We start from the raw sequence: 22,423 nt of genomic DNA on the forward strand, positions 1-22,423 counted from the left end.
TTACTTTTCACCGTCTTTTCACCTACACTCACTTCTATTTTTTCATAATGCTCTCAATCATATGGATAGTGTCATTCTTGGCCAGCGGGCTATGCCCCCCCTTCTTATCATGATAGAGGAGGAGATTGAGATTTTCAGTATCAAGTTTCTTGTCGTTCACCTGTTTAAGGAAAGGGGTATAATGCTGCTTCATATCACCGGGACATGCCCTGTTCTGAGCATAGAATATTCTTGGCATATTATTATACTTTTCGAAGGCTTCCACCACTTTTACACGGTGCAGATATTCATCGTACGCAGTTTCCACACTTCCATATACTCTCTCAAGTAATGGGACAGAAAAATTTCGCATATAGTTTTTTATACTTGTCTGAGGATTATTCACGATGGCGGTACTGCCCACGTGCATTGATGCGAGAATCATCGACATGAATCCTCCTGCAGAAGAACCGTAATAGAATACCTGCTCATCCTTGATTCCGAGGTGTGCTGCCAATTGCGTAATCAGTGCATTATAAATCTCCAATGCAAATTCATCTCTGGTTCCCTGGCCCCATCCCAACCGCAGTCCCAGATCATGGATGGTAGGATCATCCAGGTAAACAAGTGAACTTTGAAAATCCTCTTTCCATTTATGTCGCATGAAGACCGGTGGCTGCTTTTTTGAAGTATCCACTGCACCGTTTGAAAGAACCAGCAGCTGATCTGCAGGCTCTTTAATTATGACACGAAAATGGTAGTTTAAATTTCCACTTTTATAGATGACTTTGATGTCTTCCCCTGCTGCAAATTCAATCTCGTTTATCTCAGCAATGGATCTGATTGTATGATCCATGTCCCCACCTCATTCTAATGGTTTCTTTATATTAATGCCTTATATTCAAATAAATACACGCTTAATCTGATAGACTATTCCACTTCTACCTGGAGGGTCCCCGCTTCCTGCCAAGATGCCCTGCTGAAGTTCTCATTATAGAGCACTATAACCGAGTATGGGGTATCCGTAATTTCGATCTCCAAAGGCGTATTCAAGGAGAGGATATCATAGACTTCGTGAGATTGCGAAGTACGCACGACGACTTTTATGATGCCTTTACCTTTAGGGTTGGAATAGAAGCTTTTCAGCCTGACTTTCCTTGCTTCCTTGCTGCCATTTTCTATAACGAAAGAGTTGACATTATGTGCATTGGTCATGCCAGCTCCAGGTTTCAATAGGACACTGTCTTCATTCTGTTTTTTCTCTAGAATCATGGAATCCTGCGCCATTATCCTCACTTCTCTGATGTCTGCTGAAGAGGCTTCAGGGACCTGAACAGGCTCAGGCTCCCGAAGCATCTCACGGGCTTCTTCACAATACTGTTCATACAGGTTCTTTTCACTGTTGATGCCAAAATGCAGGAGTACCGGCCAATAGTGATTAATGATTTTCTTATAGAGTGAAAAGTTCCTTCTCTCGTCAATACTAGGCTGCTGCATAAGATCGATCATCCTGCGTGCATTCATGAATATGAATTCGTCAACTTCAGGATCTGTCTCGAGCGTCAGGGTGCTATGCCAGTTACCCATTCTTGATTCAAGATGGAACAGGTCAAAGTAGTGCCGGCCCTTGGTGACTCCTTCATATACATGATTTCTTTTAAAGTACTTTTCGACTTCTTCTGCTTCGTCATAATGTCGTTCAAAAGTTTTCGAAAGCCCATGAATGCACTTTCTATAGAATGTCAAGGTATCTTCATGATCATCAAGTGCCGGCTTGAAATCAGCTTTTCCCATACCAAATACAGTCGACTTGATGTGCAGAGCATGCTTATAGTTTTTGTGGTGCCGATAATAATTGATGAGGCCATATGCGTGCCTTGAATTATAGCGCTCGACCCACTCCTCTTTAGTGGCTGCATCCGGCTTATAATCCCTTATATTGATGATTGAATGTCGCCATCCCATATCATCCTTCATCTGTTCTGCAACATTACGATCGATTTTGTGGATTATCTTCGCCATTCTCGTGGCCAAGTATTTGCTCGGGGTATAATAGGTGAGAAACTCCACCCTCTCCCTAAGGGGACGGATCAAGGCTGCCGACACCCTCGAGTCTATTCCAGCAGTAAGCGTAAGAAAAAGCTCTCCTTCTGCTTTACTCAGCCACTGTCTGCTCTCCTCGAGATATGGTTTCATCTGTTCAAATGAATATTCGGCATCACTTTCATCAACGTCAGCTCGAGGGTAGATGCGTTCAAAATCAAAAGTATCCAGGCTGAGTCTCAAACTCGGGTTCACTTTAAATATCTCTTCATATCTGGTGAAATCGAGTTCAGTATGGCCTTCACCCGGTCTTCTTACCAGCTCCATGCCCTTCCCAGAAAGGATGGAGGCAAGCAGATGATCATGTGAAGCAAGTGAGGCACTTGCTTCATGGTAGACGAGCGGCTGAAGTTGAGATGCATCGGAATAGAGGGTGCATCCTTCCTCCGAACACATGATCAAAAAGTATCTGCCATTGATGAACTCCAGCTCTTTCGGAAGATCCACAGAGTTTGAGAGCTTTTCCATTATTTCCGTATGCCCAAGCTGTCCATCTCTAATATCAAAACAATAGCCGACAAGCAGTATATCCGTCGTACTGTTGCTGAAGGAATGGACTTTAACTTCTTCCGAGTGATGGAGCTCGTAATGCCCAATGCTTATTTTCCGACAGCCTCTCAACCCTTCTGTTATGAACCCTTGAGGTGACAGCACGTATGCAGCCGGATAATCGTGTCTTTGATAATACATATTCATTCCCCTTTATGAACTCTCTTTCTCTATATTGCTCCAAGCTGGGTCAGGAAACTGTATAAGAACAGGGCGAGAAAGGCAAAAGCTGGGATATAGTTCAGGACAGGTCTCCTGTATTTTATCCGTTTTTCTTCATGCATTCCTCTTTCCTGCTGCTGCCGAGTCATCTTATCTTTATATTGAAGCTGTTCTTCCTTGGTCATGCCTTTGAATTCATTGATGAATCGTGCGTATTCATTGACTATGGGCGTACACTCCCCGAATGCTTTGGTTTCCCCATAATGGACCCAAATGGCCTTATTACACATTCTCGCCACCTGCTTAGCTGAATGTGAAACGAAAAATATCGTCTTGCCTTCTTTCTGGAACTGTTTCATGCGCTCGATGCACTTGTTTGAAAATGTTTCATCGCCAACAGACAATGCTTCATCGACAATCAATACATCCGGGTCGGTATGGATGGCGATGGCAAAACCGAGGCGTGATTTCATTCCGCTTGAATAGGATTTTATTGGCTGGTGAATGAAGTCCCCCAGTTCACTGAACTCGACGATGTCTGTGTATCTCTCATTGATCGTTTCTTCAGAAAGGCCGTGCATCAGACATTTCATACGTATATTCTCTTCCCCAGTCAGGTCCTGGTTCAGTCCCGCACTGATGGCAATGAGCGAGCTTCTGCCATTGATCCTGATTTTTCCAGATGTTGGTACAGTCACTTCCCCCAAAAGATCCGACAGGGTCGATTTCCCTGACCCGTTCAGCCCGATGATGCCGACAGAGTCCCCTGCTTGCACTTCAAAGTTTATATCGCGCAGTGCATAATATGGTTTCTCCTTGTAGAAGTGGCCCATCGTGAATAGAGAGAGCAATTTTGCTGCACGGCTTCTATTCAGATCATATACTTTGGAGACGTCCTCCACCTTCACCTTATAAGTCATATGATGACCTTCTTTCATTCATCTAAGTTTTTATAGACATCGAGAAGCTTCTCTTTTTCTAAATCCCAATTGTACTTTTTCTTTGCAGCCCTGCAGTTTTCACTATATAAATTCCTTAAAGACTCATTACTTACCAACCTATTCACTGCATCCGCCAACACCTTTGGATCAGAAGCGTCAACAGCCACTCCAACTTCTTCTCCTTCAACAACTTTCTTTATTTCGGGGAAGTTGCAGCTGATTACGGGCACATGAGCCATTATATATTCAAACAGCTTATTCGAGGAAGCGGAATAATGGTTATAGTTTATATCCTGCAATACCTGAAAGCCCACATAGGCATTACGGGTATACGCGGGGAGCTCAGACAGATGGACTTTAGCAATGAACCTCACCCGTCTCTCCAATCCTTCCGACTCAACCATTCGTACCAGTTCTTCCTTCTGCCTTCCATCACCAATAAACACGAGGGTTCCAGAATTGACATGGTGCATCATCTGAACAAGCAGCTCTAGGCCACGGCCCGGCTGTATCCCCCCTTGGTACAATAGGATTTTTTCATCCTTCGGGAGGTTAAGCTGTTCATGGATGTCCATCCTATCTCGGCCTTCTATATCGTAGAATTCCGAATAGTTATAGATGGGGATGGGATAGTATCCATAGAGTGACTGATGCTTCTTTGCACGCGTATGATTTTCCACTATCGTTTCATCGACGAATGGGAGCAGGGCACCTTCCCATCGTTTGATGAAGGCGGGGTTATATCCTGTACGGTCTGTCTGGACTTCATGGGAGTCGTAGATCAGTTTCCTCGGTTTGAGTCGTGCCTTTGAACAGATCACCCCTTGGGTCAGGGTATTCAGATCATGGGAGTGGTACACATCCGCATTAAGCCTATACCCTTTGATGATCATTCTGATACTTCTGATCACCTTGATCATGTTCTTTCTGGTGCCTCCCCCGTGCAGACCTTGGTATAGGGCAGCAAGAACAAGGAAGACTCCGGATAACAGCATCCAGGATTTATAGAGCAATCCTGGAACTACTATGGTCGTCACTCCTGCAACACTGATGATGAAGGTCCTTTTGTTTTTCTGATACAGTTCGAGGAGCCATGGGTACATCCTCACACGGTGCACATTAAAACGCTCGTTGATCACTTCAAACTTCCCAGCCCGCGGGTCTTTTCTATTTTCAATGGCAATCAGGTCGACGTTATACCCGTGTCTGCTCAGAGCCAGTCCTTCCCTCATGACTCTTGCATCATTTGTAAAATGGTTCCACACAAACATCGTTACTCTTTTCATAATTTCACCCTAAAGGCCCTACTGCATCAAACAATGATGGAAATGGTTTCACCATTAATCCTCATTCTGAGCAGTGGACCTTCCCATTCATAGTCTTCTATAGAAACTTGCTCATCCATACTGATGATCGTTTCAAAAGTGAATTCGTCAAGCCCTGCAGCTGTATTCTTAAATCTTAGCTGCTGTGTTTCAGCCGCTTTTCCGAAACCTATTGTGTTTACACTCGACACAGGCCTTTTCAACGAAGGTCTAACTTCAACACTGCCTTCAGTCCTTTTCATTTGCCGGAAGTTCACCTTGCGTCCTGAAGGAAGTGTGACTGTGGCGCCTGCTGCATCCTGTGCCTCCACCCTTACTTTCTGGTCCAGATTAAAGTTCTGATAGGCGATTTCATCTGAATAAGCTTTGTCAAGCAGAAGTACAATTGGATGGTCCTTCAGCATAACCACTATCCGTTCAAGAGTTGAAGTTTTAAATGCCCGATTTTCACCCCGTACAAGCACATACGACTCATTTTTGAAGAATTGTGTCGTTTCAACAAGTCTTGTAAACCTGTTGTCATGGGACTTATTATATTTCTCCTTTTCAAGGAAGATCGTACTGTGGGCCTGCGGGGACTGCATATACGACCTGATTGGATTGCGGCTATAGTTGAACTTCCCAGGGTCCACCAAGATGTCCTCCATATCGTACTGCAGTGTAATGCTGAGATCATCGCGGTGTTTATGAGTATTAGTGGAGAACCCTGCAATAAAGGATAGATATAGTGGACGAGGTTCCTTATATTGAAGTATTGTCATTCCAGATTCATAGTCTGTAAAATTCATATATTTCTTGTTCTGCGTCCCTACACTGTTCCCCGAATCACCGATGGCAGGCAAACGGCGGTCAGGCCTCGCAAGAATATCCAAGTAGTCTTGAGCCTCCTCCAGGTATGACACTAAAGTGGACCCGAAAGATTTATCCTGGCCGTTCAGATACTCTTCCATAGCGAGATACATGTTGCGGACCATGTTATGGTACTCCGGGGAATTTTCCAGATGGACGGCCTTTGCGCTGAAACTGAACCAGAAAGTATCTATGGCCCTATAGTAGCCAATGTTGAACAGATCCTCCCGCCCAAGGATTCTTCCAATAATCATCAATGCCCTGTCCATCATCAGTCCATGATTATTCGGGCGGTACTCTGAAGCATCACTCATGAATTCTGCATGTTCCACAAGTACATTATGGTAGCGTGGAAGGTCCAGGCTGAACTTATCCTGTGCCAGAAATAGAAAATGGATGATATTCTGAGCCCTGTTCGCTGCGGGATGGTCATACCAGATCATCCTGTTCTCGGGTTTTGTGTCATTAAAGTCCATCCATGACTCTATCAGCGTCCTTGCTTTTTTGAGGTATGCAATCTCCTTGGATTTCTCGTACTCCAACAGCAGTGCACTTACTATCCTCAATGCCTGGATATACAGCTGATAACTATCTCCATACTTGGCAGTGCGGTCGACCTGCCAATCATATCCTGCAGAGAAGTCGACAGGATCAAAATTCGGGAAAGGTACGATTTTATCCTGCAGTGCCATGTCGGCATTCTTTTTCGTATTTTTATCATATTTTACAAGACGTATTACATCCGCTTCTTCAATACGGTTGGGCAGCCTATGCCGAGTTTCAGCGTCGGGACCGACTTCATCCAACTTTCTTTCTATGCGTATAAGCCGTTGCCGCAGCTCCTTGTTGAGGGGCAACGCCCTCTTCATTTTCTTCACGCTTCCCGAATGCCTGAACCTCTTAAGACGTTCCATCATTTCATCCTTCATTTATAATCCACTTCCTCCTTCAGGTCGGAGATAATCTGCTTCAGGTCGTTATCAACCGATTTGTCATACTCATCATATAAGCTGTAGATATCAAGGAACCGCGTTACAGCTTCATGCCGTTCTTCAGGATTGATGCGATCGAGGCGGGCGATATACCAGCCTTTCACATAGAAATTGAAGCGTTCATGGAGATAGGTTTCGAGCAGTTTATGCTTTTTGAGGAATGGGATCCTCTCAACCTCAAGTCTGTAATACTTGTCGAAAAACTTCTTGCCGATCGTATTCGTCACCGATCCGCTGACTGCCGCATAATACATATGCACAAAGGTATCCACTGCAAGCACTTTCCCTGAGTTGAGCATCAGTTCCTGGAAGAATACGGTGTCCTGTCCTGCTGCCCCTTCAACCATCCTGATGGCGTTATCCTGAACAATGTCAGTTTTTATAACAACCGCCTGAATGCTTTGTGCCCGCAACCCGCTGTTTTTCATGAACCTATGTGTATCTTCTATGTAGTTGCTGCCGTCGTTATATTTTCTGACTGTGCCGGAGTACTGGAAACTGGCTTTTCGCTTATTGTCCTCCTTGATGATGTTGCCGACTACCATATCCACTTCACCATGTTCAATAAGTTCGTTCAGCAATTCCGCATAACCATCTCCAGTCGCCTCGTTATCCGGATCCAAATACGTCATGTATTTCGTCCTCACAAGATCTGCCCCCTTATTCCGGGGACGGGAAGCACTCCCAGATCCTTCAGGAAATTCATAATATCGAATGTCCGGGTATCGGCGGCGCAAACGATCGATGATTTTAATCGTCTCCGCGTCGGTGCTTCCGTCATTGACAAAGAGAACTTCCATTTTATCGAAGATGGAAGACCTGGTCAGACTGCGGAAACATTTATCTTCAAGGTACCGCCCATTGTTATGGATGGGCACGATTACCGACAACACCTTTTCCGACGGTTTGGCCGCAGGATATTCAACCATGATTTCAGTCATTGGAAGCACATAGCCCCGATTGGCGTGTAGGCTCAAATCGTTTCGGATGCATTCACTGTCGTAGAGCGTCAGTTCTGGCGATACTTCATCGTCCGTAAACTCGTGAATGTTACTATGGCTCTTAGTGACAAAATCAACGTCCGTATATACAAACCCGGCCAGGAGATCCTCAAGGTGATACTCCTCATATATATATTCGCCGCTGAAGAATGTGATGAAGTCATGCACGTCCAACATTTCTGCCGTCACAGCTTCCTTAGTAACCAGAGTTTTTTTGGCATACATCTGACGTTCAAAACTTTTCTTTACTTCCTCAGTGAGCTCATCTGCAACAACCAGAATTTGTTTTTGTGCAACTTCAGTTCTGATGCCGAAGTTCTCTGCAAACTTGACGATTCTATGATATGCCGTATCTTCCAGCATGACCTGCCTGATGCCTTTCGCCCTTATATCCTCATAGTCCGCTTCACTATGATTTTTAAGCATCGGCTCCACATCACTTCTATGATTCACCATGAGAAGATGCGGGAACCTATTATTGACACCGACGCTATAGTTCGTCAGCAACAGATTGCCCATAGCCTGTAGTTCGTATACGCGGTTTGCAAACATCGTCTCTGAATACTTCACAGAGTTCACATTAATAGCCCACCTGAAGAGCCGATGTGTATTCATGAGATCCTCATGCTGCATCGGGTATGTCAGATTTTCAATATACCTCGTAGGGAACTGATATCTGCTCTTTTTCAGATGAAAGTTCCTGTCGATTATCGTAAGGTCATACCCACTTTCTTTAGCGCCATCAAACATTTGGGATGACTCCTTATTCCTGACAGGATACTTCTCTGTCCAACTTCCGGCGAAAATGACGTGATCGTTATTGCCTTCAGCAGCATCCGACCGTGTGCCTACAGGATTATGGTATTCAGGATTGACGCCAAAATCCATCACATACACCTGGTCATGTCCACAATATTTCCGGTACTCCTCGACCATTTCCTGGGCAGAGGTGTAGACTACGTCACAAATTTCTGCAATACCTTTGAACAGATGATAATTGACAGGATCCTCTTTGGAATAGAAGGCCACCGGAATTCCGAGTGCCTTCGCATTGGTGATCATATCAAGCAGTGCCTGCCGCTTTTCACTTCTTGGGGATGCGACCTGTTCCCAGCTGCCATCGATTCCCTTCCAGGCTGTAGCCACTATTAAGAAATCAAGATTTTTGTTGAGCCCGCCCCCCTCAGCATCAATATAATGAAAGTTCGCTACATCCTTATATGAATTGTAAAGAAATTCATCGCAGATGATTCCTATATTCAAATCAAGTTTTTTGAAATAGCGGGACCCATTGCTTTTGGAGAGTCTGCTGAAATACGGCGCAATGTCCTCCAGAAAATCCACTTTCCCGAGCTGGTCAAACTTTTCATAATATTTGTGGTGAGTGTTATATACCTTTTCACTGCTCATATGTTCGAGCGCTCTGAGGTAGTCGGTCTCAAGCAGCTTGGTGTAATACCTCAGACGCTCATCCCTGTTCATTTCGCTTAAATTCTGGACTTCGGCATCATTATTCTGATCAACATTATCCCTGGTATACTTTATTTCAGACATCATTCTGCACTCCTTTTTCTACGCTCCCAGATTTTCACTTGGATTCTGCCCAATTTGGAGTTCTTCAAATTCCTATACAGTGCTTCCACCCTGATTAATCGGGATTTGGTCCGTTCCACTTCCTTCTCGAGTTGAAGTTGTCGCCCTAACAGCCCTTCTAACACAGATTTCGCCTTTTTCCTTTCCTCATTATAGTAGTGGTGGACGTCCTCTTCTATGGTACTGGATTCAGCGTACACACCCGCGAAATCATACTCAAGGTCCGAAGCCTCCATCCAGAAGGCCCGTCCCCTCTTCTCAAGTTTTGCGAGATTACGCTCCGGGAAATAAAGTGTGAGCACCGCTTCAAAATCTTCTTTCCTTTCCGGCAGCGCTACATCAAAATTCGAATCTCTGTAGCGCTTGATATCCCCTTTTATAGTGCATAATTCTTCTAATGCTATGCCCCTATGGAGATCTGCTGATTTCACAAATCCCTGTAGCCTGCTTTTCATAAACACAAGCTCCAGGAGCTCATCCTCCACGACGATATAGGACTTCGAGGTCAAAAGACGATTCTGTAAAGCTAAAACAAGGTCTTTTGTAATTCCGACCATGCTATTAAAAGGATGTGTCCGGAAGCTCGACATATTGACCTTGACCGAGTCCAGTCTCTTTGGATATACATACCATGAATCGGATAATCGGGTCCAACCGATGATTTCTCCCCCATGTTTAAATAATCCGTAAAACTCCTCATTCTCCTTTTCAAGCGAAATGACCGAGACCAACTGGTTCTTGAAATTCCCCAAGGTTCTTTTAACTTCTGTCATATCGAATTCTTCGTAGATATGTTGATTGATGTCTTCATTGAGAATGACCTCAAACATATGGGGCCTTGCCACTATCATTTCCAATCGATCTAAAAGCTGGGTGTTCATCCAATCATCCTTTCATCATAGATAATCAACGAGTTTATTTCTAAACCTGTAGTGTATATGTGCCCCTGTATAGATAAGCAGCAATGCAAGAGACCAGAAGTACAGGTGATCGTTCAAATTTCCATAGAATGGTGCTGCATCGAGCACCATGGCATTTCGATAGTTCATGAGAAGATAGGCAAAAGGATTCAATGAGGACAGCACCTGAAGTATGCCGTTCGCCTCCTCAAGAGACCAGAATATTGGCGTCATAAAGAAAAACATCCTTATGACATTTTGCAGAACATTCTTCATGTCCCTGACCAGGATGACCAGTGAAGACATTATCAATGCAATGCCGAATATCAGCATATAGCTGGCAAAGACAAAATAGAAGAATCCCAGATAGTCCAGGGGCGCTGAGTAGCCGTTCACCAGACTCAGAATGAGCAGCAGTGCTGTAGTCATACACAGATTGATCACGCTGTTTGTAAGTGCCATAGACAGCAGGATGCTTGAAGGGAACTTCATCTTTGTAACCAGACCAATCTGTGCCTGTATAGCATTTGATGCCTGATTTATACCCTGCGATATGAATAGCCAGGGGAATATGCCTGAAATCAAATAGATGATGAAAGGGATCTCTCCCACATCCCCCCTGTCCCCCCTCAGACCGAGACCAAATACTACATAATATATGAGTACTTGCATGGCCGGTTGGAGTATGTTCCAGAAGACACCAAGATAGTGGTTGGCGTATTGGCTTTTTATATTATAAATCGTAAGTTTCCATATTAGATGTCTATGTATCCACTGTTCCTTAAAAATATCCCAAATTTTGTTCATCTTTAATCCTCTATTCCTTTACAGCCTTGATCAAACAATCCGAACATATTAGATGGACAGGCAAAAACCGATTATATCATACTCTTTTCAAAATCGCCTTGGAGTCCATTCTGCCTGTTTCATTATACTGTCAAAAGATTTTCATGTCATCAAATTATACAGTGTATATAATGTAAAATTGTAAGTAATATTACATTTATATTACTTTTTTCAAAAATTTGAAAACCCTATATATAAAAGCCATAAAATCATATAAACTAGGGATATCATTGTCTAGGAGGCAAATATGAAATACAAGAATAGATTGATTATTCCTACGCTCATTTCTACCGCATTGTTCGGCGCAGCTTTGAATGCAGAGGCTGAAGAAATTACAAAGGAGGAGAGCCTGGAAGTACCAAGTTCAAAACAATCCGAAGTTAGTGAACACCCACAAGAAGAAACTGCAAAATACATAAATGAACAATCCGACTCCCCGTCTTTGGAAGCCGAACATGAAGATACCGATTCGGCACCTTCCGCTGCTACATCCAACGAACAGCTTACTCCACCAGAGGAAGAACCCTCAAAAGCTCCAGGCGATACTCAAATAGTAAATACTGAAAATCAGAAAGAGCGGATCCCAGATGAAAGTGAGAGTTACGAAGAAAGTACTGGGGGATCCTTGCAAGAAGATGAGACATCTTCCGAACATGAGAAGCAGGAAGCATTGCAAAATGTTCCAGAAGGCAATGATGAACCTGAAACTCATGGGAATGTCGTCGTTACAGATTCTGAACATACAGAAAATCAAACACCTGAAGATCAAGCCACGCCTACTGAATTACATACATCATTAAAACAAGAGCACACATCAGATGGTGATGAGGACTCTGAAGTAAAAAAAGACTCCCCAGACGGAGAAGAAATTGACGAAAATAGTCATCCTCAACAATCACAACTTCCAGAAAAAGACGATCAGGATAATACTTCAGTTGAAAATGATGAAACTGACGACGCATCGACTGAAGAGGACGAAGCTGACGACGCATCGACTGAAGAAGATGAAGCCGAGGACACATCGACTGAAGAGGATGAAGCTGACGACGCATCGACTGAAGAAGATGAAGCCGAGGACACATCGACTGAAGAAAATGAAGCCGACGACACATCGGATGAAGAGGATGAAGCTGATGACGCATCGACTGAAGAAGATGAAGCCGACGACACATCGGATGAAGAGGATGAAGCTGATGACGCATCGACTGAAGAAGATGAAGCCGACGACACATCGGATGAAAATGAGGAAAACGATCAAAGAGAAATAATTACTAAACTCAAAGAAGGTCCAGCCTTGTTTTCCTTTGCGTCAATTTCGAATGATGCAGACAGTCCAGAATATTCAGAGGCTTCTTATGCAGCGAAAATCAAATCCGCCCGAAATTCAGGTATATTCAGTCCCCTCACAAATAAAGAAGGTGTATCAGCGCAAACACTGCTAGATCATACATTATTTATCAATAGACGGGCAATCTACAAGGGAGACACCTACTATCTGATCAATCGAGAATACGAAGACCGCATGCAGGGATGGATGAAAGAGAAAGACCTGAATCTCTGGACTTTGTCGGACGAAAAAAGAAACACACGGTCCTATGCTCTGACCAACCGGAGCGGCGCTCTGCTCACCGATCCATGGGGTACTGAAAAACAGCAGAAGGCAAACCTCAACTCATACGGAGAAGGCACTGTTTTCCAAGCAGAAAAAACGGTAAACCTCGGTGCACTCACCTTCCACTACGGCAAGCTCGGCAACGACTACGGGTGGGTTCAGGAAACTAAAGTGAAGGATACGAGCGTCACCCCTGTACACTTTGACGCTTCTTATGCAGCCAAAATCAAATCCTCCAATAATTCAGGTGTGTTCAGTCCACTGACACGCTCGACAGGAGTCTCTGCACGTTCTCTGCAGAATCAGACACTGTACACTGATAAAAAAGCGGTCTACAAGGGAGATGTATTCTACCTCATCAATCGGGAGTATGGAGACCGCATGCAGGGATGGATGAAGGAGAAGGACCTGAACCTGTGGAGCCTCTCAGAAAAAAAAAGGAACACACGGTCCTATGCTCTGACCAACCGGAGCGGCGCTCTGCTCACCGATCCATGGGGTACTGAAAAACAGCAGAAGGCAAACCTCAAGTCATACGGAGAAGGCACTGTCTTCCAGGCAGAAAAAACAGTAAACCTCGGCGCACTCACCTTCCACTACGGCAAGCTCGGCAACGACTACGGGTGGGTTCAGGAAACCAAAGTGAAGGATACAAGTGTAGACCCTGTATACTTTGACTCCTCCTACGCCGCAAAAATCAGGTCTGGAAACAACTCAGGTCTGTATAGCCCGATCACAAGCACAAGCGGAAAATCCGCAAATGTACTCATGGATCGAACTCTTTTTACAAATAAAAAAGCAGTCTACAAAGGGAATACATTCTATTTAATATATAGAGAATATGGAGACCGCATGCAGGGGTGGATGAAGGAGAAGGATTTAAACCTCTGGAACCTCTCGGAAGAAAATAAACACAATAAAACATACTCCCTTTCCTCAAGAACCGGGGGGCTTTCAACAGACCCTTGGGGGACCAGTAAACAGTACATCAATCCATTAACTGCTTATCAGGAAGGTGCAGTGTTCCAAGCTGAAAAGACGCTGAACCTCGGAGCCCTTACTTTCCATTATGGCAAAATCGGCAATGACTATGGCTGGATTCAGGATACGAAACTATCTGACTATGTCCCTTCAAATCCTGCACCTGAAGTGAAAACTGTGAAATACAACATCTCACTCGACCGCGCTGTCGACATACAGATGAACCTTGGCTCCAAGCCGCAGGCCTGGGCAAATGGTGGTGGATGGAGAAACGCCACACGCAGTGAAGTGGCATACTTCATCAATCCTGCCAACCATACGACAGATACGTGGGACTACACCTATCTCGACCTGAACCGTGCGCAGAACATCTCCACTGTGGAGCTGAACAATAAGCTGCTCAACAATAAAGGCATCCTGCACAACCAGGGCACGGCCTTCCTGCAGGCGGCGAACACACACGGGGTGAACGAAGTCTACCTGATTTCACATGCCCTGCATGAAACAGGCAATGGTCAAAGTACACTTGCTCAAGGTGTCCGACTGGATGCAAACGGCAACATTTCATCCAATGGCAAACTCTACTACAACATGTACGGCATCGCAGCATATGACCACAACCCTGTGCTTGAAGGCGCACGCTACGCGCAGCGCATGGGCTGGGATACACCTGCAAAGGCGGTCATCGGTGGTGCACAGTTCATCTCGGGCGGCTACTTCAACCGTGGACAGAACACGCTCTACGCAATGCGCTGGAATCCGGCAAACCCGGGCACATACCAGTATGCAACGGACGTCAACTGGGCCTATGCCACAGCACGCAACTTGAAGAACTACTATGATCAACTCGGCATCCGCGGCCAGTACTACACAAGATATACGTTCTAGCAAAAAGACATTCCTCGATTGAGGAATGTCTTTTCTATTTGTCTATTCTCCTGTATACCTTCTTCAGTACATCCTTCTCTTCGTTCCAGTTGTACTTCAGCTTCGCCTGCTTCGCATTCTCCCTGAACCTCTCCCTGAGTGCATCATCACCCACAAGCTGTTCGATCGCAGCCTTCAGCTGGGTGGTGCTCTCGGGTTCGACCGTCAGCCCCACTTTTTCTGATTCAATGACCGCTTCGATCTCCGGAAGCTTCGAACCGATGACCGGTACGTGGGCCATGATATACTCGAAGAGTTTGTTGGATGAAGCGGAGTAGTGGTTGAAGTTCGTGTTCTCAAGGAACTGGATGCCGATGTCGGCGGATTTCGTATAGCATCTGAGTTCCTTGTACGGCACACGGTCGATGAAGATGACCTTGTCCTCCATGCCAAGTTGTTTATGGTATTCGATCAGGTTGAGGCGTTCCTTCCCATCTCCAAGCATGATCAGACGGGCGCCTTCGATATCCTTGAAGGCATCGAGCAGCTTGAACAGTCCCCTGCCCTCCTGCATGCCGCCCTGGTACAGTACAACCTTCTCGTTTGGAGCAATACCGTATTCCTTGCGGATCGGGAATTCTTCAACCTTTTCGATATCATAGAACTCCGAATAGTTATGGACCGGTGTCGGCCTTTTTCTATATATCCGCCTGTGGTAGTCCGCCCGTGTATCATTCTCCACGATGACGTGGTCGGTGAACTTGAGCAGGAATTTCTCAATCCTGTATATCTTATTGAACGAATAGTGTGTACGGCTCGTCTGCACTTCGTGGGAGTCATATATGAGCGGCTTCCTATCGAGACGCAGCTTCGCGCTGTATATGCCCTGAATGAGCGTGTTGAGGTCATGGGCATGATAGATGTCTGCGTTGCTGCTCCGTCCAAGCATCATCATCTTGAACATCTCGAGCATGTTCGGCAGATGCTTCGACAGGATCGTGGACTTCATTTTCTCCTGTATGATCTTCGGCAGCTCCATCTTGAGCGGCCGGTTGACATAGACGTTCGGCGCGACGGTTTCGCTTGACGGGAGATGCAGTTCATCCATCTCCTTCTTGGCGATCACGGTGACTTCGTATCCCGCTTCCGTAAGCGCAGTGGCTTCCCTGAGCACTCTTGCATCATTGACGAAATTGTTCCATACAAACATTGTGACTTTCTTCATAAAGCACCTCTGGTGTGTTCTAGTTATCTCTTGTGATTTCACTCTATATTCTATATCATATGGTACAGTTTTAATATCGGGAAATAATCATCATTTCCTATTCCATTTTATGGTTCTTCCATATTATAATTAAAAGATGGCGATCTGTCATTACATACCAATACCAAAACAAAGTGGGTCTATCAAATCATGAAAAAGAAAATTTTTATCGGCATACTGCTGTTCCTCATCATTGTGCTTGTGGTCATCGGGGTATATATATACAACCTGTTCAATTCATTCGAGCAGGGGGTGAGCGATTCGTTCGAAGCGACGGACCGCGACCGTTCCGAGCTCCGGCTGGATGATATCGATCCGACGATGGACAGCTTCACCGTCCTGATCCTCGGCATCGATGAAAGTGAATCACGCAAGGAGGAGGACGACCTGGAATCCGGGGACTTCCGGACGGATTCGATGATTCTTGCGACATTCGACAAGGATCAGGATGAAGTGAAACTCGTCAGCATCCCGCGGGATACATTGACGTACTTCCCTGAAGAGAACTATTTCGACAAGATTACACACGCCCACCGTGAAGGCGGCCCGGAAGCATCCATGCGCGCTGTGGAATCCCTTCTGAACGTACCGGTCGACTACTACGTCCGCGTCAACATGGCCGCCGTCGTGGATATGGTCGATGCGCTCGGCGGTGTGGAATTCGACGTGCCGTTCGACATGAACGAGCCAAACTCCATGGACCGCGGCCGTATCGAGCTTGAGGAAGGCGTCCAGGAACTGAATGGTGAAGAGGCGCTCGCAGTCGTAAGGAGCCGCCGTGTGGATACCGACCTCGGACGGGGCCAGCGCCAGCTCGAAATGGTCGAGAAGATACTCGCAAAGGCGAAATCGACCGGGGCTCTCTCGAAGATCGATGACCTGATCGAGGTCGTCGCAGACAATACGAAGCATGACATGGAATCGAAGACGATACGCAGCCTTGCGGCCTACTACTCCTTCAACGACATCGAGTTCAACACGACCCAGGTGCGCGGCTCGGATTTCTGGTTCCAGCAGAACGGTGCCTACTTCTACTGGGCGAACGAGGAGCATCTGTTCACGATCTCCAAAACCCTCCGTGATGTGCTCGATATGAAGGAGCCGGACCCGTATGACCTCATCAATGTCCGGCTGTCGGACCATATCGTGCCGTACCAGTTTGTAGACGACTACTATCTGGATGAATTCGAGCCGGAAGAGAAGCCGTACTTCATGCAGGAAGGCTACGAGAGCCGGTTCGGCGACGGCTTCAGCATTCCGGAGGACAACCCTGAGGACAGCATCGAAGGCGAAGATGATGTCGAAGAGGCGTCCGGCGAGCCAAGCCCTGAAGAAGCGACGGGCGAGGAAGCGACAGGAGAACAGCCGATGCAGGAAGAAGCGACGGGCGAAATGCCAGGCGAGCAGACGACCGAAGAGGACAACTACTGGCCGCCGGAAGACGGCAACGGTTCTGAAGGCATACAGGAGGAAAGCACGGAGCAGTTCAACTATGAGGAGAACACCGGCGAATACTACGACAACAGCACTGGCAGCGCGGACTTGGACCGTGCACAAAATGAATACTAGGAGCGGATTGTGATGCGGAAGACGTATGACAAGGAGACGAACATCAACGAGATGTTCGATTTCCTGGAAGATCAGATCAAGCACAGCGGCGAGCCGAAGATCGAAGATACGTATTTCTATCAGAACCACGAGCACAAGGAGATGTACCAGTCGATCCGGGGCTACTTCAGCGAATCGCAGAAGAATCCGGAAGTCGATGCGGCGTGCTACATCATCGCGCTGCCGGACATCTACAAGCGGATCAACATATTCGAGCTCATCTTCCCGATGGACTGGGTCAAGGAGGACGGCCGGCTGTCCGAGCCGTTCAAGCAGCTCAGGCCCCACATCCAGTATTTGGCGCTCGCAGCGGCTGAAGCGAGCGGCATCAAGTTCAACACGAAGCCTGCCCTCTCACTCGGCCTCGAGTACTGGAACCTCGAGCAGTTGAAGATATTCTGGCAGTTCACCGCCATCCGGCGCAAGAATGCAATGTAAGGAGGATTCCATGGAAATCAAAGTGGCTGACAACAACATCATGTACAACCAGTGCCTTGAAATCAGAAAACGCGTCTTCGTCGAGGAGCAGAACGTCCCGATGGACCGCGAAGTCGATGAATATGAAGACACGGCGACGCACATCCTGCTCATCGATGACGAGCCGATCGGCACGGTCAGATACCGTCCGGCCTCAGAGGGCATGATCAAGGTCGAACGCATGGCCGTCCTGCCCGAGGAACGCGGCAGGAAGCTCGGTTTCAAGCTGATGGAGTTCGTCCATGACCATGCCCTGGAGCATGGCTACACCCGCGCCAAGCTCGGGGCTCAGGTGCACGCGATCGACTTCTACAGGAAGCTCGGCTACACCGTCAGTTCCGATGAATTCGAAGATGCGGGCATTCCGCATGTATATATGGAGAAGGCACTGTAGACAGTGATCGACACCCGGATGGCATCCCGCTGTCCGGGTGTTTTTAAATAACCGTTTGGACATGAAAAGCGTCCATGATATAATGGATGTGCAAAATGAATAGAAACAGCATAGGGGAGCCGTCATGGCTGAGAAGGTGAATACCTGACCCTTGGACCTGATCTGGATAATACCAGCGTAGGGAATGTGCAGATTATACGGCATCCGTATATCCTGCTGCAGCTCTTTGACGCCTCCAGATAAGGAAGGTGTTTTTTTATACCGTTTTTGCGGTATGGGAGGCACCCGATCTTGAGAGGAGATTTTATCATGAAGAAATTATTGTCCATCTTTATACCGGTACTGCTGCTCGCAGCATGCGGCGGGAACGGGGACGGCGGCCAAACGGAGGACGATGGGCTGACGGAAGTCACCTTCGTACTCGACTGGACGCCGAATACGAACCATACAGGCATCTACGCCGCGCAGGCGGAGGGCTACTACGAGGAAGCAGGGCTCGATGTCGAGATCATCCTGCCGGGTGAAGCGGGTGCGGAACAGACCGTTGCGACGGGCAACGGGGACTTCGGCATCAGTGCCCAGGAGAACGTCACACAGGCACGCCTCCAGGACGTATCGATCGTTTCGCTGGCGGCCATCATACAGGATAATACATCCGTCTTGGCTTCACCTGAGGAATATGGACTTGAGACGCCATCCGACCTCGAGGGCCACACTTATGGGGGATACGGCTCCCCGATCGAGGAGGAGACCATCGCCTCCATCATGCAGGCGGATGATGCCGATATTGAGAATGTCGACATCATCAACATCGGCGACACGGACTTCTTCACCGCCGTACAGCGTGATGTCGACTTTGCATGGATCTACTACGGCTGGACTGGCATCGAAGCGGAACTGCGCGACTTCCCGCTCAACACGATCGACTTCACCGAGTATTCCGACGCTCTCAACTTCTACACGCCCGTCCTGATCACGAACGAAGAGATGATCGAAAATGACGCCGAAACCGTCGAGGCATTCACAGAAGCGACGGCCGAAGGCTATCAGCTTGCGATGGACGACCCGGAAACGGCGGCACAGCACCTGCTCGATGCAGAGCCGGACCTCGACGAAGAACTCGTCATGGCGAGCCAGGAGTGGCTGACGGACGTCTATCAGGGGGATGCGCCCTACTGGGGCCATCAGGAGCGGGACGTCTGGGAGAACTATATGAACTGGATGTATGAAAGCGGCCTGATCGAATCCGAACTCGACGTCGACCAGGCGTTCACGAACGAATACCTGCCTGGTGGAGAGTAAATTGGAGGAATAGCGAATGCGACGAATTTCATCATGGAGCGTGATTCCACCGCTCCTTGCGATACTGGCCATACTGGTGATCTGGCAGCTGGCCGTCTCGCTCTTTGACATCCGTGACTGGGTCCTGCCAAGCCCGATGCAGATCATACAGGAAGGCATGGATATCTATCCGCGCCTGTTGGGCCACAGCCTCGCCACAATACAGATTGCACTCGGAGGGTTCGCCCTCGGCGTAGGAGTCGGGCTTCTGCTCGCCATACTGCTCCATCTGATGCCGCGGGCCAAGGAGAGCATCTATCCGCTGATGGTACTTTCCCAGAATGTGCCCATCATCGCCCTGGCACCGCTGCTCGTGCTGTGGTTCGGCTTCGGCACACTACCGAAGATCCTGATCATCACACTCGTCTGCTTCTTCCCCGTCGCAGTCTCACTGATCGACGGATTCAGGCAGACCAATCCGACACTGCTCAACTACATGCAGATGATCGGCGCGTCCAGGCGGCAGATCTTCTTCAAGCTGGAATGGCCGAGCGCCCTGCCCTACTTCTTCTCAGGCCTCAAGATTTCAGCGACATACAGTGTGATGGGCGCCGTCATCGCGGAATGGCTCGGTGCCCAGGAGGGGCTCGGCGTCTTCATGACCGTCGCCTCCTCCGCATTCCGGACGGACCAGGTATTCGTCGCCATATTCGTCATCATGGCGATCAGCCTGCTCCTCTTCGGCTTCATCATGGTGATGGAAAAATGGCTCGTGCCATGGGATACGGACAGGAAAGGAGCGGATGATGATGACGAATAAGCTTGAGGTCCACAACCTCACACACACGTTCAATGGCGGCAACACCGTGCATGTGCTCGATGACCTGTCCCTCGATGTGGCAGATGGTGAATTCGTCACCCTGCTCGGACCCTCCGGCAGCGGCAAGAGCACCATCTTCAACCTGATCGGTGGACTCTACAGGCCCGATTCGGGCGACATCTTCATCGACGGTATCCGCGTCAACGGCACGCGCGGCAACATCAGCTACCTGCCCCAACAGGATTCCCTGCTGCCGTGGCGGACGATCGAGGACAACGTCACGCTCGTCCAGGAGATCACCGGCTCCGTCGATAAGGATACTGCCCGGGAGTGGCTCAAGCGCGCCGGACTCGAAGGATATGAAAAGTCCTACCCGAGCACGCTGTCCGGGGGCATGCGCCAGCGCGTCGCCTTCATCCGTTCGCTGCTCAGCCCGCAGGAGCTGATGCTGCTCGATGAACCGTTCGGTGCGCTCGATGAGCTCACCCGCCTCGATATGCAGGACTGGCTGCTCAAGATATGGGAGATGGACCGGCGCTCCGTCCTCTTCATCACCCACAGCATCGAAGAGGCCATCTACATGTCCGACCGGATACTCATCCTCTCCGACAAGCCCGCCCGCATTGCACGCGAAATAGAAGTGCCGTTCGAGCGGCCTCGGAATCATGACATCATCCTTGAGGAGTCATTCACCAAGCTGAAACGCGAAATCTATCATATGTTGAGAGCAGGTGATGAAGATGATTGATGCACAGATCACCGAGACGGTCAGACGGCACGCGGAAAGCATGGAAATTCGAGGAGAAATGGATGCTGAAGTGCTTGAGCTGATATATGAAAGGCGGCTCTTCAAGCTGTTCACCCCGAAGGAAGTCGGCGGACGAATGCTCGATCTGCCGGAAGCGCTGCATCTCTTTGAAGACGCGGCATGGGTCGACGGCAGCTTCGGCTGGCTTGTACAGATCGGCTCCGGAGCCGGCTTCTTCGCCACCGTCATGGAACCCGATGCAGTCAGGAAGCTTTTCACACCGCAGGAGTTCTACATCGCCGGCAGCGACCGCCCGATGGGCACTGCACGCAAGGTCCGGGGCGGCTATATGATCGGCGGCACCTGGCCGTTCTGCAGCGGCGCCCAACACGCAAGCCTCTTCACCGTCACCTGCCGGATTGCCTCCAATGATATGGAGGACGGCAGGGTGCGGGCATTCGCCCTGACGCCGGAGCAGGTTTCGGTCGAGAAGGACTGGAATGCGTTCGGACTGAAGGCGACCAGCAGCCATACCATCCGTGTGTCGGATGCATTCGTTCCTGAATCCTACCGGTTCAACGTCACAACCCCGCATTTCCATTTCGACCACCCCGTCTATCATTATCCGTTCACGGCGTTCGCCACTGCCAACATCGCATCGACGGCCATCGGAATCGCCCGGCATTTCTTCGAGGCGTCACGTGGCCACATCGACGGGAAGAAGGCGGGATGGATGGACAAGGCGCCGGAAAGGTACGGTCATGTCGACATGCTGCTTGAAGAGAAGGAAGAGGCCTTCATGCAGGCACGGAAAGACTTCTACGATGCAGTGGCATCATCTTGGCACACCCATCTGGACGGCCGCCCGCTTGATTCCTACCATTTGGATGCGGTCGTACACTGCAGCAAAAAGGTCGCCAAAGCCGGTCTGGATGGCGCCCAGGCCCTCCACCGCCACCTCGGCATGGAGGTGCTGATGGAAGATCACCCACTGAACCGCATCTACCGTGACCTGCATGTGGCATAGCAGCATGGCCTGCTGGTCGACGACACCGGAAAGCTTTAAAGGAGTTCTGGCTGTCCAATCATATACTGAAAAAAAGCAGGTTCCAGAGTCTATCATACTCTGGAA

At 48.2% G+C, this 22,423-nt stretch carries 17 protein-coding genes and 1 riboswitch; of the genes, 8 read left to right on the plus strand and 9 right to left on the minus strand.

Translation table 11 applies throughout. The features are described from left to right. Window positions 1-34: 34 nt before the first annotated feature. The 8 genes from EDC33_RS05300 to EDC33_RS05335 form a co-directional block, all read right to left on the minus strand. Window positions 35-835, minus strand: a complete 801-nt coding sequence (locus EDC33_RS05300) for a glycosyl transferase (RefSeq protein WP_124010438.1) — start codon at window positions 833-835, stop codon at window positions 35-37. A gap of 74 nt (window positions 836-909) precedes the next feature. Continuing rightward, a complete protein-coding gene (locus tag EDC33_RS05305; protein ID WP_124010439.1) occupies window positions 910-2,772 on the minus strand; it encodes a hypothetical protein in 1,863 nt (620 codons plus the stop codon). A gap of 29 nt (window positions 2,773-2,801) precedes the next feature. Further along, window positions 2,802-3,713, minus strand: coding sequence for an ABC transporter ATP-binding protein (locus tag EDC33_RS05310; protein WP_124010440.1), 912 nt, complete (start codon window positions 3,711-3,713; stop codon window positions 2,802-2,804). A gap of 14 nt (window positions 3,714-3,727) precedes the next feature. Then, entirely contained in the window at window positions 3,728-5,020 is a 1,293-nt protein-coding gene (locus EDC33_RS05315; RefSeq protein ID WP_124010441.1) for a glycosyltransferase, read from the minus strand. Between the two features lie 26 nt (window positions 5,021-5,046). Continuing rightward, the gene (locus tag EDC33_RS05320) at window positions 5,047-6,822 is read right to left on the minus strand and encodes a heparinase II/III domain-containing protein (protein ID WP_170156361.1); all 1,776 of its coding nucleotides are present in this window, start codon (window positions 6,820-6,822) and stop codon (window positions 5,047-5,049) included. Window positions 6,823-6,833: 11 nt separating this feature from the next. Further along, window positions 6,834-9,455, minus strand: coding sequence for a glycosyltransferase (locus EDC33_RS05325; RefSeq protein ID WP_229716621.1), 2,622 nt, complete (start codon window positions 9,453-9,455; stop codon window positions 6,834-6,836). Next, window positions 9,455-10,375: a hypothetical protein gene (locus EDC33_RS12750; RefSeq protein WP_229716620.1), complete on the minus strand. Its 921-nt coding sequence runs from the start codon at window positions 10,373-10,375 to the stop codon at window positions 9,455-9,457. The genes EDC33_RS05325 and EDC33_RS12750 overlap by 1 nt, the downstream gene beginning before the upstream one ends. 15 nt (window positions 10,376-10,390) lie before the next feature. Next, complete coding sequence (locus EDC33_RS05335) at window positions 10,391-11,200, minus strand: ABC transporter permease (protein ID WP_124010443.1); 810 nt, start codon at window positions 11,198-11,200, stop codon at window positions 10,391-10,393. 286 nt (window positions 11,201-11,486) lie between these two features. Here EDC33_RS05335 and EDC33_RS05340 point away from each other — a divergent pair, with 286 nt between their 5' ends. Continuing rightward, the gene (locus EDC33_RS05340; RefSeq protein ID WP_124010444.1) at window positions 11,487-14,720 is read left to right on the plus strand and encodes a glucosaminidase domain-containing protein; all 3,234 of its coding nucleotides are present in this window, start codon (window positions 11,487-11,489) and stop codon (window positions 14,718-14,720) included. Window positions 14,721-14,754: 34 nt separating this feature from the next. Here the strand turns inward: EDC33_RS05340 and EDC33_RS05345 are convergent, their stop codons facing one another. Next, window positions 14,755-15,924, minus strand: coding sequence for a glycosyltransferase family 4 protein (locus EDC33_RS05345; RefSeq protein ID WP_124010445.1), 1,170 nt, complete (start codon window positions 15,922-15,924; stop codon window positions 14,755-14,757). Between the two features lie 189 nt (window positions 15,925-16,113). On the opposite strand from EDC33_RS05345, the gene EDC33_RS05350 reads away from it, so the two are divergent. The 7 genes from EDC33_RS05350 to EDC33_RS05380 all read left to right on the plus strand — a co-directional run bounded on the left by EDC33_RS05350 (window position 16,114) and on the right by EDC33_RS05380 (window position 22,318). After that, window positions 16,114-17,532: an LCP family protein gene (locus EDC33_RS05350; protein WP_124010446.1), complete on the plus strand. Its 1,419-nt coding sequence runs from the start codon at window positions 16,114-16,116 to the stop codon at window positions 17,530-17,532. 12 nt (window positions 17,533-17,544) lie between these two features. Continuing rightward, window positions 17,545-18,009, plus strand: a complete 465-nt coding sequence (locus EDC33_RS05355; protein WP_094906478.1) for a DUF2538 family protein — start codon at window positions 17,545-17,547, stop codon at window positions 18,007-18,009. A gap of 10 nt (window positions 18,010-18,019) precedes the next feature. Further along, a complete protein-coding gene (locus EDC33_RS05360) occupies window positions 18,020-18,442 on the plus strand; it encodes a GNAT family N-acetyltransferase (RefSeq protein ID WP_124010447.1) in 423 nt (140 codons plus the stop codon). A gap of 102 nt (window positions 18,443-18,544) precedes the next feature. After that, window positions 18,545-18,643, plus strand: a riboswitch (TPP riboswitch). Window positions 18,644-18,751: 108 nt separating this feature from the next. Continuing rightward, window positions 18,752-19,744, plus strand: coding sequence for an ABC transporter substrate-binding protein (locus EDC33_RS05365; RefSeq protein WP_124010448.1), 993 nt, complete (start codon window positions 18,752-18,754; stop codon window positions 19,742-19,744). Window positions 19,745-19,760: 16 nt separating this feature from the next. Then, complete coding sequence (locus EDC33_RS05370) at window positions 19,761-20,543, plus strand: ABC transporter permease (RefSeq protein ID WP_124010449.1); 783 nt, start codon at window positions 19,761-19,763, stop codon at window positions 20,541-20,543. Further along, window positions 20,527-21,291, plus strand: a complete 765-nt coding sequence (locus EDC33_RS05375) for an ABC transporter ATP-binding protein (RefSeq protein ID WP_346255830.1) — start codon at window positions 20,527-20,529, stop codon at window positions 21,289-21,291. The genes EDC33_RS05370 and EDC33_RS05375 overlap by 17 nt, the downstream gene beginning before the upstream one ends. After that, complete coding sequence (locus tag EDC33_RS05380) at window positions 21,278-22,318, plus strand: acyl-CoA dehydrogenase family protein (protein WP_124010450.1); 1,041 nt, start codon at window positions 21,278-21,280, stop codon at window positions 22,316-22,318. The genes EDC33_RS05375 and EDC33_RS05380 overlap by 14 nt, the downstream gene beginning before the upstream one ends. Window positions 22,319-22,423: the final 105 nt, after the last annotated feature.

This window comes from Salinicoccus roseus (assembly GCF_003814515.1).
GTDB lineage: Bacteria > Bacillota > Bacilli > Staphylococcales > Salinicoccaceae > Salinicoccus > Salinicoccus roseus.

Coding starts and splice junctions, on each gene's coding strand:
- EDC33_RS05365 (WP_124010448.1), top strand. CDS start 18,752: ATGAAGAAATTATTGTCCATCTTTATACCGGTACTGCTGCTCGCAGCA.
- EDC33_RS05345 (WP_124010445.1), bottom strand. CDS start 15,924: ATGAAGAAAGTCACAATGTTTGTATGGAACAATTTCGTCAATGATGCA.
- EDC33_RS05340 (WP_124010444.1), top strand. CDS start 11,487: ATGAAATACAAGAATAGATTGATTATTCCTACGCTCATTTCTACCGCA.
- EDC33_RS05355 (WP_094906478.1), top strand. CDS start 17,545: ATGCGGAAGACGTATGACAAGGAGACGAACATCAACGAGATGTTCGAT.
- EDC33_RS05310 (WP_124010440.1), bottom strand. CDS start 3,713: ATGACTTATAAGGTGAAGGTGGAGGACGTCTCCAAAGTATATGATCTG.
- EDC33_RS05325 (WP_229716621.1), bottom strand. CDS start 9,455: ATGTCTGAAATAAAGTATACCAGGGATAATGTTGATCAGAATAATGAT.
- EDC33_RS05335 (WP_124010443.1), bottom strand. CDS start 11,200: ATGAACAAAATTTGGGATATTTTTAAGGAACAGTGGATACATAGACAT.
- EDC33_RS05375 (WP_346255830.1), top strand. CDS start 20,527: ATGATGATGACGAATAAGCTTGAGGTCCACAACCTCACACACACGTTC.
- EDC33_RS05360 (WP_124010447.1), top strand. CDS start 18,020: ATGGAAATCAAAGTGGCTGACAACAACATCATGTACAACCAGTGCCTT.
- EDC33_RS05350 (WP_124010446.1), top strand. CDS start 16,114: ATGAAAAAGAAAATTTTTATCGGCATACTGCTGTTCCTCATCATTGTG.
- EDC33_RS05315 (WP_124010441.1), bottom strand. CDS start 5,020: ATGAAAAGAGTAACGATGTTTGTGTGGAACCATTTTACAAATGATGCA.
- EDC33_RS05320 (WP_170156361.1), bottom strand. CDS start 6,822: ATGGAACGTCTTAAGAGGTTCAGGCATTCGGGAAGCGTGAAGAAAATG.
- EDC33_RS05305 (WP_124010439.1), bottom strand. CDS start 2,772: ATGTATTATCAAAGACACGATTATCCGGCTGCATACGTGCTGTCACCT.
- EDC33_RS05380 (WP_124010450.1), top strand. CDS start 21,278: ATGAAGATGATTGATGCACAGATCACCGAGACGGTCAGACGGCACGCG.
- EDC33_RS12750 (WP_229716620.1), bottom strand. CDS start 10,375: ATGAACACCCAGCTTTTAGATCGATTGGAAATGATAGTGGCAAGGCCC.
- EDC33_RS05370 (WP_124010449.1), top strand. CDS start 19,761: ATGCGACGAATTTCATCATGGAGCGTGATTCCACCGCTCCTTGCGATA.
- EDC33_RS05300 (WP_124010438.1), bottom strand. CDS start 835: ATGGATCATACAATCAGATCCATTGCTGAGATAAACGAGATTGAATTT.